Annotated in this window: 12 protein-coding genes; 1 reads left to right on the forward strand and 11 read right to left on the reverse strand. The window is 38.6% G+C overall.

Annotated features, from left to right (window positions below; genetic code table 11):
* Nucleotides 1-121 precede the first annotated feature (121 nt).
* A complete protein-coding gene (locus F4694_RS26650) occupies nt 122-1,297 on the reverse strand; it encodes a helix-turn-helix domain-containing protein (protein WP_218895850.1) in 1,176 nt (391 codons plus the stop codon).
* 246 nt (nt 1,298-1,543) lie between these two features.
* Between F4694_RS26650 and F4694_RS26655 the strand changes: the two genes are divergently transcribed.
* Nucleotides 1,544-3,136 (forward strand): glucose PTS transporter subunit IIA, encoded by a 1,593-nt coding sequence (locus F4694_RS26655; RefSeq protein ID WP_179602948.1) that lies wholly within the window; start codon nt 1,544-1,546, stop codon nt 3,134-3,136.
* Between the two features lie 171 nt (nt 3,137-3,307).
* Here F4694_RS26655 and F4694_RS33045 read toward each other — a convergent pair whose 3' ends face one another.
* The 10 genes from F4694_RS33045 to F4694_RS26705 all read right to left on the reverse strand — a co-directional run bounded on the left by F4694_RS33045 (nt 3,308) and on the right by F4694_RS26705 (nt 11,361).
* Nucleotides 3,308-3,466: an ankyrin repeat domain-containing protein gene (locus F4694_RS33045; protein WP_179602991.1), complete on the reverse strand. Its 159-nt coding sequence runs from the start codon at nt 3,464-3,466 to the stop codon at nt 3,308-3,310.
* A gap of 9 nt (nt 3,467-3,475) precedes the next feature.
* Nucleotides 3,476-3,640 carry a hypothetical protein gene (locus F4694_RS26665; protein ID WP_218895851.1) on the reverse strand — a complete coding sequence of 55 codons (165 nt, stop codon included), beginning with the start codon at nt 3,638-3,640 and terminating at the stop codon, nt 3,476-3,478.
* A 340-nt stretch (nt 3,641-3,980) separates the two neighbouring features.
* Nucleotides 3,981-4,754, reverse strand: coding sequence for a carbohydrate ABC transporter permease (locus F4694_RS26670; protein ID WP_257029410.1), 774 nt, complete (start codon nt 4,752-4,754; stop codon nt 3,981-3,983).
* Between the two features lie 136 nt (nt 4,755-4,890).
* The gene (locus F4694_RS26675) at nt 4,891-5,793 is read right to left on the reverse strand and encodes a carbohydrate ABC transporter permease (RefSeq protein ID WP_179602950.1); all 903 of its coding nucleotides are present in this window, start codon (nt 5,791-5,793) and stop codon (nt 4,891-4,893) included.
* Nucleotides 5,794-5,867: 74 nt separating this feature from the next.
* Entirely contained in the window at nt 5,868-7,160 is a 1,293-nt protein-coding gene (locus tag F4694_RS26680) for an ABC transporter substrate-binding protein (protein ID WP_179602951.1), read from the reverse strand.
* A 14-nt stretch (nt 7,161-7,174) separates the two neighbouring features.
* Nucleotides 7,175-8,095 carry a ribokinase gene (rbsK, locus tag F4694_RS26685; protein ID WP_179602952.1) on the reverse strand — a complete coding sequence of 307 codons (921 nt, stop codon included), beginning with the start codon at nt 8,093-8,095 and terminating at the stop codon, nt 7,175-7,177.
* A 27-nt stretch (nt 8,096-8,122) separates the two neighbouring features.
* Nucleotides 8,123-8,599 (reverse strand): RpiB/LacA/LacB family sugar-phosphate isomerase, encoded by a 477-nt coding sequence (locus F4694_RS26690; protein WP_257029411.1) that lies wholly within the window; start codon nt 8,597-8,599, stop codon nt 8,123-8,125.
* Nucleotides 8,600-8,754: 155 nt separating this feature from the next.
* On the reverse strand, nt 8,755-9,816 hold the full coding sequence (locus F4694_RS26695; RefSeq protein ID WP_179602953.1) for a LacI family DNA-binding transcriptional regulator: 1,062 nt from the start codon (nt 9,814-9,816) through the stop codon (nt 8,755-8,757).
* 449 nt (nt 9,817-10,265) lie between these two features.
* Nucleotides 10,266-10,694, reverse strand: a complete 429-nt coding sequence (locus tag F4694_RS26700; RefSeq protein WP_306458542.1) for a MazG nucleotide pyrophosphohydrolase domain-containing protein — start codon at nt 10,692-10,694, stop codon at nt 10,266-10,268.
* A gap of 199 nt (nt 10,695-10,893) precedes the next feature.
* Nucleotides 10,894-11,361 (reverse strand): VOC family protein, encoded by a 468-nt coding sequence (locus F4694_RS26705; RefSeq protein WP_179602954.1) that lies wholly within the window; start codon nt 11,359-11,361, stop codon nt 10,894-10,896.
* Between the last annotated feature and the right edge of the window lie 90 nt (nt 11,362-11,451).

An 11,451-nucleotide genomic window follows, 5' to 3' on the forward strand; every position in this document is an offset into this window, starting at 1 on the left:
ATGTCTACATATTTAAAGAAAACCCCAAGAAAAAAATACAAAGGATGCCAGCCTGACCAAACCAATGCTTCTGCCCCCGTTTTTCTTTCCTCGATCCCCTTGCATTTTTTATTGGCCTTTCCTATACTGCAGCCTCATCTCGATATTGAGAGGGAGATCTTCCTGTTTCTTTTTTAAAGACTCTTGCAAAGTATGAAGGATCTTCGTAACCTACCGTCCAGGCAATTTCCTCAACGGATAGATTCTCTGTTTTCAACAAATGTTTAGCTTGATTTATTCGTAACATTTGCTGGTAAGCAGTTAGGGTCATCTTTGTTTCTTCTTTAAATTTTCGGGCGAGATGACTCGGATGGGTAGACAGCTTTGCTGCCAACTCTTCTTTATTGATTTGCTTATTATAAAAACTGTGGATATACTCCAACACCTGTTGCGTTATGTATGTGTAATTACTTAATGAATTTGAGACAACTAAATCACAATATTCCTCAATCATTCGATCTTCTAATTGCTGCAGTGTTTCTACTTGATTTGCATTTTCTATTTCATAAGCATATTTTTCTGAGATCCGATGAATCATGATGGCCGGTATTTGACTATTTCTCGCAGACGTACGCAGCAAGGTGTTTAAGATTATCGCGACATTTTTGAGTCGGCGTAACGGCTGGTTGGGAAAACGCTCTGAAAAAGAAAACAGCATATTTTTGGAATTGATTAGTGCCAACGCTGTATTTTTATCGCCACGTTCCACAGCATGCATAAAATCTTTTTCTGTCTTATACCTTAATTTAACAATTTCTGCCTCTTCATCAACGTTAAGGTGGGCCTCCTGAATAACAGAACCGCTGATTTTATTAGCTAAAATAACGAATGGGGCCAATTCCTGCTCCATCATGTTTGTAAACTGCTGAAGGACACTTCCATAACTGCTTGCCTGGTCAACAGTTAGTACATATATTTTATCTGCTATCAGCCTTAAATCTTCACTTTGTGCACTAGAGAGACGATATTCGTTCGATAAACGGTATAGACTCGGTGTCTTATCAAGATAAGGGCCAATAATAACGGTATAGGCTTCCTCTTTTTGGCTGAAGGAATATCCGAAATAATGAAGGTCCCATTCGTTTATATAGGAATATAGCTGCCCGTGCAGCTCCATATTGTCATATAAAAATAAAACATCTCTATCCCCTGAACCAGGCATGAATGCTGGGATCGAAATCATTTCATGATAATAAACAAGCTCCCGATTTTGATTTAATATATATGTATTTAAATTGGTTATATGTTGCAGTTTCATTGCCGTTGAGACGATTTTTAATTGTTCCAGCGCTACTTCCTCCAAATGGACTGTTGCAAAAAACCTTTTCAGTCCGGATATTATCAAATGAATCCTACTGATAAATTTTTGTATTCATTATACTAATAGTGCAACACCGGTTCAATTTACACAGTGAAAATGAAAGCGGTAAAAGTTTTTTTAAAGTTGAAATTAATTTAGGAAACGAAAGTAAAAGATATAAGATATGGGAGTGTGAAAACAACTATGAGCCATCAAAAACAAAATCATCCTGATCAATCTAAAGAAACGAAATTAGCGAAAGTATTAGACATCATCTCAGGAAGTTTCGCCCCAATTATCGGCGTTCTCGCCGGTGCTGGACTCTTAAAGGCAATGTTATCAGTTTTAACCACAATCGGCTGGCTTTCAAATGAAAGCGGTGCCTATATCATCTTATCAGCGGCAGGAGATGCTATTTTTCATTTTCTTCCATTGTTTCTCGGGATATCCATTGCCCTTAAACTAGGTGCCAACGGATATGTTGGCGGTGTTATTGGTGCTTCTTTGCTGACTCCTGAAATTATGCACCTTGTAGAAAACGATGTGAAGAGAATCGACTTTTTTGGCCTTCCTGTCTTATTAGCAGATTATTCTTCTACTGTTTTTCCAATCTTTATTGCCATTTTTGTTTATGCAGGACTAGATAGGTTATTAAAGAAAGTCATTTATAAAGATATCCAAATGTTTATCAACCCTATGATTTCTCTAATCATTCTCGTTCCATTAACCATGCTTGTGTTTGGTCCTATCGGAACACTTCTCGGAGAAGGATTAGGTTCGGTGATTAGCTTCCTAAGTGACAAAAGCGGTCTTTTAGCAGGGGCAGTTTTAGGTGCTTCATGGACTTTCTTAACCATAATGGGATTGCATTGGACGATTATTCCATTAGCTATTGTTAATCTCGCAACTGGTCCAGACCCTATTATTGCTATGGCAGCTGCAGCTCCTTTTGCCCAAGTGGGAATAGGCATTGCAGTTTTCCTAAAGACACGTGATAAAGATTTGAAGGCTTTAGCAGCAAGTGGAATCGTACCTGGTGCTTTAGCTGGTACAACCGAAGCAATTAATTATGGAATCATTCTTCGCTATCGAAAAACCATGATATATGTTATCATTGCCGCTGCAATAGGCGGGGCATTTAATGGAAGCGTCGGAGTTGTAATGAATGATTTTGTCCTTCCAAGTGTACTTTCCATTCCTGCGTTTACACCGGTTTGGGAATATTTAATTGGAATTGGCGCTGCTTTTGTCATCGGATTTCTATTGACCTACCTCCTTGGATATGAAAGCAAACATTCAAAAGTAGATGATGGTTTTACTCAAAATATTTTTGGTATACCCTCATCAGAAACGATCAAGAGTCCATTACGTGGTAAGGTTGTTCCATTAAGTGCTATTAACGCCCCATTATTTGCAACCGAAACGGTAGGTAAAGGAATAGCGATTGAACCGGAAGCTGGCAAGATTTATTCACCTGTTGATGGAGTAATTACGACCCAATTTCCTACTGGACATGCTGTTGGCATCACGTCTGAAATTGGTGCTGAGGTGCTAATTTATATTGGGCTTGATACGGTGAAGCTGAAAGGAAAATACTTTACACCACATTTAAAACAAGGTGATCACATCAAGCAAGGCGACCTGCTGATTGAATTTGAATTAGACCAAATAAAAGCCCAGGGATTTGAAACAACTACATTGGTGGTTATTACAAATACCAATCAATATATTGACGTTAAAGCCACTACTAGCGAAAGCGTGGAACAAAATGATCAGTTGTTAAGGTTAACAGTTTAATTTTTAGGCTTTGTTACAGACAGATGTGGATTCTCACGAAATCCTTATGAAGGACTAATCTCACTGGGAATTCTCCTGATTTGTCTTTCATCATAATCAACAATGAAATTTATTAAAGCTATTTATTAAAGGGTTGGTCCAAATTGGACCAACCCTTTCTGATTGCTTCTCTTATTTCAGCAGTTCTACGAATTCGGTATAGCCAAAATCCTCCGCATAAGTAAATGCAGACATCCCTTCATCATTTTCAAAATTTGGATCCGCCCCATTTTCTAATAATACTTTTGCTGCATCTAATTGATCATAATTTGCAGCCAGCCTTTTTAAAATTAATTGTACTCACTGACCAAAATGACAGTGCTTCCTCTGCCAATCCGGATAGGAATTATATACACATTTTCTTCCCTCAATCTCTTGCTTACTAATCTCCAGCCAATAATGAATCTGCTGTAACACTAACGCCTCATTCAAGCCAATCCTTGCCGCCATAGATGGCACTACCATCAGAGGACTTTCATTAATCAACACTTTACCTTATTTTACCTGAAATAATTTTATCGAGACAGACTTTAATATATTCAGTTGTTTATTCGGCTCATCTCCCCTTCGGTGGAAAAACCCTATTCGCCGTAAAAAATGCTGCAGATATTTTCGCCTGCAGCATTTTTCATCTTTTTCTTATCTATTAAAGGAGACATAACGTTTATACTCTACTTCCTATTTATTTCTGTTCAAGTTTATTCACTTTCCGTTTTACCTCTCCAACCTCTTTAAATGCATTAATTCCCTAAATTATGTAAAATCATAATTTGGAGGCTGTTTCATTATTCATACTATATTTGGTTTATTTCATTCCGGAAGTAGCAATACCTTCTACAATATATCGCTGGAAGAAGACAAAAATTAAAAATACTGGCACAATCGACAGTACCGACATGGCAAAAAGCGAGCCAAGAGCAGCTTCTCCACCCGCATCGGTGAACATTCGAAGAGCAAGTGTTACGGTGTATTTTTCTACACCACTGAGGTATAGAAGCTGGCTAAAAAAGTCATTCCAAGTCCAAATGAATGTAAATATGGTGGTTGTAACGATGGCTGGAACAGTCAGGGGCAATATAATTCGAAAATAGATAGCAATAGGTCCGCATCCATCTATTGTAGCTGCCTCATCCAATTCTCTCGGTAGTGACCGAATAAATTGAACAGTTAGAAAAATAAAAAATCCATCTACGGCAAAAAACTTCGGCACTACAATTGGCAAAATAGTATTAATCCATTCCAACTTATTAAAAATGATGTACTGTGGGACAATAAGTACATGCATCGGAATCATCATCGTCATCATCATCAAAGCAAACCAAATTTTTTTGTGTTTGAATTCCAACCGAGCAAATGCATATGCTGTTAGCGAGCAGGACAGGACATTTCCAATCACGGCCAATCCGACCATACTAAATGAATTTAGATAAAAGGTGGCGAACGTTGTACCTGATGTGCCTTTCCATCCTTTTATGTAATTCGAAAGCGTTAAATCTTTCGGCCAAAGACTGTTATCACTCAGAATACTTTGTGTAGGTTTAAACGAGCTGATAATCATCCATAAGATCGGATAAAGCATTATGATTACTCCGACCAGAATGACAGCGTGCAATATTATTTTTTTAAAACGAAATGGACTTGTTATCCTTTTTTCCCGTGTCCTCAACATAAACCTATTTTTTTGTTGTTTAATCTGAATTGACTTTTCCATCTTATCACCCCTGATCCCCGTAATGAACCCATTTTTTCGAAGTTAAAAAGATAAGACCCGTAAAAAAGGCGATGATTAAAAGCAATGACCAGGCCATAGCAGAGGCGTAACCCATTTGGAAGTTACCAAAGCCATTCTGGTACAAATAAAGAGTATAAAACAGTGTAGAATTTACCGGTCCTCCTGTACCGTTACTGATAATATAAGCTGGTGTGAATGCTTGAAATGAACTAATGATTTGCATAATGCCATTAAATAAAATAATAGGTGATAGACAAGGCAACGTAATATGAATAAATTGCTTCCATTTTCCAGCACCGTCCAAGGATGATGCTTCGTAAAATTCCTGAGGGATTTGCTTGAGTCCCGCCAAGAAGATAACCATAGGTGAGCCAAATTGCCAAACCTTTAACAATATAAGGGACCAAATGGCATAATCGGGCGTACCTACCCAGCTTGGCATATCAATCCCTGCATAACCCAGCAATTGATTGACAATACCACTGTCTCCGAACACCTGCTGCCAAAGAATTGCAATCGCCACGCTCCCACCAATCAACGAAGGAATATAGTAAACGCCGCGATAAATTCCTAGACCACGAATCCCTTTATTTAAGAGCAGTGCTAGAAAAAGAGCAAACGATAACTCCAGCGGAACTGCAACTAACACGTAGGTAACGGTAACCTTGATTGCTTGAAAGTACTGTGGATCCTGGGTAAACATGGTCAGATAATTTTTCAATCCAACCCAGTTAGGTGAAGATACAAAATTGTAATTTGTAAATGAAAGGTACAAAGAACTTAGAAACGGAAAGCCACTAAACACCACCAATCCAATTAGCCATGGCGCCAGAAATAGGTATGGAATTATCGATGACCACCGTTTTTGGTCAAATAAATTCAACATTGTTTGAACTCCTTTTTTTTAGAACAAAAGCTCAAGATTTTTATTTCATGAGCTTTTGCTCTTATAAAATTGACTTATCGGTTTAAAATTTGTTCAGCCTGTGAAAAGAATTCATCCACAGCTTGTGAAATGGACTTTTGTTTAAAGGCAATGGCTTGGTTAGTGGACAGCAAAAGCTTCTGTACAGATGTACTATTACTCGGCATAGATGGATATGGCTTGGATGATTGGATCATTTCGTCAACAAATGCATATTCCTTATTCTCCGGTTCTCCAAGAAGAGGTTTGATTACTTCCTGCATTTGTTTAGAAGCTTGTGGACCATGCTCGCCTTTAAAAATTTTCGCAGCATCAGGATCGTTAACAACAAAATTGATCAGCTTTGCTGCTTCCTTGGGATGTTTTGTCTTTGCGGATATTCCCAATGATGCGACAATCAGTGGAGCCTTTTTCTCGCCATTTGGGTCCATAGGATAGCTAACAATGGCCAACTCGTCTTTTGCAGAGCCTTGATAAATTTTCAGCTGATTGGAGCTTTTGCTAATCATCGCAGCCTTACCAAGCGCAAGCATAGACTGCTCCTGTGTTTTATCCCCTTGTTCTGATTGAATGTCTGCAGGTGGAGTTAATCCGTCTTTACGCATTTGATCCCAGAAGGTGAACCAGTCGGTCAAATCCTGTTTATTGATTCCTAGTCCATCGCCTTTGAATACTGACTTTCCTCTTTGTTGTGCAAATAACTCGAGTACGCGATATACGCCACCCTCGTCCTCAGTAGCCCATGCATCCTTACCCAACGATTTTTGAAGAGCTTTCGCGGTTTCAACATATTCATCCCATGTCCAGTTGTTTTTAGGAAACTCTAGACCCGCTTTTTCAAACATAGCTTTGTTATAGATAACGCCGGTAATATTATGACCAAGACTAATCGCGTACAGCTTGTCATTGACTTTACCACCCTCAATATCCATCGGGTCTAAATCCTTCACATTTAAGTCACCTGACTCAACTAAGGGACCTAAGTCTAGCATCATATTACGTTTAACAAAGTCAAATTGAAAGAAGCTGCTGGTTTGCATCACATCTGGAGCATTTCCTCCCGCTGCCTGTGTTGTAAATTTCTCCGCATATTGGTTTTCCACTGTAAATTCTCTAGAGACTGTGATATTTGGATTTTTTTCCTCGAACAAGTCAAACAATTCATTCATCTTGTCATGGCGTGCTTGACCACCCCACCAGGCAACACGGAGTTCTACTTTCTCTTCACTGTCAGATGCTCCGCTCTTTGTTTCCTCGGATGAACAAGCGGCTAGTCCAAAAAATAGAATAGTAGACATGAATAGTAATAAGAATTTTTTAAGTTTCATAAACTTACCCCCAATTAATCAATTAAATTTTCAACTGTTGATCTACTAGGCATAGATGATTGAGCTCCGAAGCTCGTGACCGATAATGCTGCTACTTTTTGAGCAAAGCGAATAGCATCATTTAACTTACCACCTTCTCCAAGATAGACCGCTAAGCCAGCATTGAACGCATCGCCCGCACCAGTAGTATCAACGGCCACTACTTTATTTGCTCCTATATGAATGACACCATCCTCAATTGAGTAGGCAGCTCCGTCACCACCAAGTGTCATAACCACTTGCTTAACACCCTTTTTCTTTAGCTTGGGAATAATTTCTTCATACCTTTCGACCCCAGCTGCTTGTCCTGTTGCTATGTACCTTGCTTCCGTTTCGTTTGGGGTAAGTATATCGATTTTCTGTAAAAGAAAATCTGACAGATGGGCCGCAGGTGCAGGGTTTAAAATAATTGGGACATGTTGGTTATTTGCAATCTGAACGGCTTCTTCCACCACATTCATTGGGATCTCTAACTGTACTAATACAAGGTCTGCAGAACGGATGATTTCTTCTGCCTGCCGAACATGAGCGGGGGTCATTCGATTGTTTGCGCCCGGAGAAACAACGATACTATTCTCACCGGATTCATTTACTGTAATCATAGCCACCCCGCTTGAATCACAGGATACCGTCGTTACATAATCTGTACCTATACCTTCACCTTTTAATTTTGCGATCAATTCCTTACCAAAACCATCGTCCCCGACACAGCCAACCATTTCTACCTTAGCACCAAGCCTACTAGCAGCTACAGCCTGATTAGCACCTTTTCCACCTGGCATTGTTGCAAAATTACTTCCTATTATCGTCTCTCCTTCAAGTGCAATCCTAGGTGTACATATGACCAAATCCATATTTAAACTTCCGATCACCACAATTCTAGCCTGTTTCGCCATAACTCCCCTCCGTTCAGCTATCATTTTTTACTCGGACGCTGTGGGCTTAAAAGAGTAATGATATAACTCCATCTCGTGCAGTTTCCTTACTCGACGCCTAAACTCTTCATCAGTGCTGAATTCTGCTTTCAAGAAACCCTCGAGCAGTTCGACCAATAAAACAGGTCCTATAATTTGTGCACCGACGCACATAACATTAACATCATCGTGTTCCACACACTGATGCGCAGAATAAATGTCGTGACAGACGGATGCACGAATTCCAGGAATTTTATTGGCTGCGATACACGCCCCAACTCCAGTACCACATACCATAACTGCCCGATCTACTTCGCCCGATAAGACTCCTGCACACACTGATCTAGTAATGTCCGGGAAATCGACGGGATTAGGGTCATAGGATCCATAATCGATCACCTCATGCCCCATACTTTTTAAAGCATTTACAACTGTGTCCTTTAATGGAAAACCTGCATGGTCTCCTCCTACTCCGATTCTCATCATTTATGCCTCCAAAGTTTTTTTGTATGTGCTTTCTATTCATTAAGCTTCTTTTTAAAAATTTTACTGAGATGTATAAATCATTACATTTTTCAGTTAATCGTTTAACTTTGCTTTAAAATAAAAACCGATAAATCGGCAAATTCAGATAGTGAAAATTAAATACAACCACTTGTTGTCTCTAGTTTGTTGGATTCGCAACTGTACGGATTTTCCTTATTGCACCCGCAGGAATGCCGGATAATTAACTCAGTATCCATATAAGTGATTTCTCGCTTCACTTGCTTATTTATTATTCTAGCTAGGATTAATCTTGCAGCATGTACACCTAGTTCGTAAGCTGGTTGCTTTATCGTAGTAATTGGCGGATCGACAATATCTGCCCAATCGGAATCATCATATCCAACGACTGCAAGCTGATCAGGAATTGAAATACCTGATTCCTTTAGATATTTATAAGCCCCCAATGTCATTGAATTGTTTGAAATAAACACCGCATCCGGCTTGTTATCCTGTTCCATTAGCTCTTTCATTTTCGTATAGCCACTTTCGATATCAAAATTACCTTCCTTCACAAGCTCATCCGATTCGGTAATGCCATAATCCTCAAGAGCTCTCTTGTAACCAGTCAATCGATCTTTGCCAGTACTTATTGAAATAGGCCCAGTTATGATCGCTATTTTTTCAAAACCATGCCGAATCAAATGCTCAGTGCCAGAATAAGAACCCTTAATATTGTTCGTCATGATGACATCGGATACCATGAAATCAGGGCAACGGTTCAGGAATACCATTGGCACTCCCGTTTTCTCCATTGAGCGGAAATAATCACCTGTGTTCCCTGTGGATGAGACGATAAGTCCGTCTACTCTTTTGCCTATCAATACTTTGAGATATTTATCCTCTTTCTCCACGGAAGAATCCGTATTGCAAAGCAGTATGCTATAATCGCTCTTAGCTAGTTCTTCTTCAATCCCACGAACCACAATCGAAAAGAAAGGGTTTGCAATATCGGAGATTAGAAGCCCAATGATGCGTGATTCCTGCACTCGAAGACTTTTTGCTACAATATTAGGTTGATAGTTCAGTTCCTGAATCGCCGAGAAAACTTTGTTTTTTACTTCATCACTTACATTTTTGGTTTCGTTCAATACATTAGAAACAGTAGCCGTAGAAACTCCAGCTAATGTTGCTACCTCTTTGAGGGTTGCTCTCTTCATTCAGAGTTTTCACCTCCTTTAATCGATTAACTTGATTTTATTCTGAATATTTATTCTTGTCAATAAATTAATTTATAATTTACCAAGTGAATTTACGAAAAACAATTACAGAAGAACTAGAAAGAATTTAGCTACTAAAGTAATAACCGCCTCAATACTTTAAAAGGAAATGAGGAAATGCTTTTATTACACCCCCCTCTTACTCACAAATTGTAAATTAGAGGAGGGTTTATTGGTAAAATGGTTGGCACTGTATGGTAAAGCCTTTGTCCAAGACTGGTACAAAAGATGGCGGAGGTGGTAAATTATGATGGCCGTAATCATTTAGTTGCTGGACAGAGCGCTCAATTCCTACATCCTCTACTAATTATTAAAAATATGACCAAGATTTATTTTGAAAAATTTTCAAAATAAATCTTGTCATTATAAATCATTTCAAATCTTTGTCTTTACTTATCCTTGTTCCTTCGATTTTTAACTTCCTCCATTTTTGCATAAAAGCTTTCTTCTACATCAATTCCAAAATAATTATAAAACTTTAGCATGTAAGCCAGACAATCTGATAACTCCTTGCCTAAGTTCACTTTAATCTGATTCTTGGCTAACTCAAATGCCTGCTCTTCTTCCATGCCGTTTTCAACATAGGAGGCAGTTAGATTAAATGCCTTCCGCAGCTCCTCCGCCACCTCGGCTACCTCTGTCGTAAGCAGCATGTAATTATTTAATAGAGAATCTCTGCTCTTAGCATAACTTTCATCAGTAATTTCCCAACCCATTTCTTCTTGAAACTTTTTTGCAAAAGTTTGTATCTCTTTCATTTTAATCCCTTCCGTCATTTGACTGCGAATTTGTTCATCAAACGTTTGATTAGTTTTCAAAACCAGATGTACCAAGGCTTCTAACCCGTTAATCAAACGTTTGATTAGTTTACCACCCGATTTAATTAAACGTTTGATTAGTTTATTTTGAAATTACTTAATCTTCACCAACTAGAACTGTTTTTATTCCCATCCGAACAAAGAAAAGTGGGAGACATCTAGCACGCTTTCCTATTGTTTTTTCTTTTCAAGTAGCTGATTATTTTCGTTCACTATTAACTAAACTCTCCCAATCCTCAAATGACAGCTTTTCTGTAATATGCTTTAATTCATTGGGAACATCAATATAACACATTAATTCTAAACTATTTCCATCTGGGTCCTCAAAGTAAACCGAAGCATTTCCTTGATTTGGTCTTACAAAGGGCTCAATTGATGTTCTCCTTCCAAAAGGAACAGGTTCAACTTGAATGGATTCAAGCCATTTTAATGACTCTTTTAAATCCTCATATGTGACTCGAAAAGCAATATGCCTTAAAGAAGGATGGTACGGAGTTTGGTGCTCCTCTCCCTCCCACAGTCCCAACCAACTTTCCCCTTCTTCTATCCAAATGAATGCAGTGTCTTCATCACGCCAAGCCAATTTCAAGCCTAACTTTCGATAAAATTCAATTGAAACCTCTAAGTTTTTTACAGGTAAATGTGCTTCATAAAGCCCCTTTATCATTACTCCCATCCCCTATTATTAATTTTTAAAAAACACCCTATTCCTAGTTAAAGTAAAGGTGATATTTGCACACGCTGGAAATCCCTTTTT

It is taken from the genome of Neobacillus driksii, from assembly GCF_013409995.1.
In the GTDB taxonomy this organism is placed as follows: Bacteria; Bacillota; Bacilli; order Bacillales; family Cytobacillaceae; genus Neobacillus; species Neobacillus driksii.

Coding starts and splice junctions, on each gene's coding strand:
- F4694_RS26650 (WP_218895850.1), bottom strand. CDS start 1,297: ATGAAACTGCAACATATAACCAATTTAAATACATATATATTAAATCAA.
- F4694_RS26655 (WP_179602948.1), top strand. CDS start 1,544: ATGAGCCATCAAAAACAAAATCATCCTGATCAATCTAAAGAAACGAAA.
- F4694_RS26665 (WP_218895851.1), bottom strand. CDS start 3,640: ATGGTAGTGCCATCTATGGCGGCAAGGATTGGCTTGAATGAGGCGTTA.
- F4694_RS26675 (WP_179602950.1), bottom strand. CDS start 5,793: ATGTTGAATTTATTTGACCAAAAACGGTGGTCATCGATAATTCCATAC.
- F4694_RS26690 (WP_257029411.1), bottom strand. CDS start 8,599: ATGATGAGAATCGGAGTAGGAGGAGACCATGCAGGTTTTCCATTAAAG.
- F4694_RS26705 (WP_179602954.1), bottom strand. CDS start 11,361: ATGATAAAGGGGCTTTATGAAGCACATTTACCTGTAAAAAACTTAGAG.
- rbsK (WP_179602952.1), bottom strand. CDS start 8,095: ATGGCGAAACAGGCTAGAATTGTGGTGATCGGAAGTTTAAATATGGAT.
- F4694_RS26670 (WP_257029410.1), bottom strand. CDS start 4,754: ATGCTTTATCCGATCTTATGGATGATTATCAGCTCGTTTAAACCTACA.
- F4694_RS26680 (WP_179602951.1), bottom strand. CDS start 7,160: ATGAAACTTAAAAAATTCTTATTACTATTCATGTCTACTATTCTATTT.
- F4694_RS26695 (WP_179602953.1), bottom strand. CDS start 9,816: ATGAAGAGAGCAACCCTCAAAGAGGTAGCAACATTAGCTGGAGTTTCT.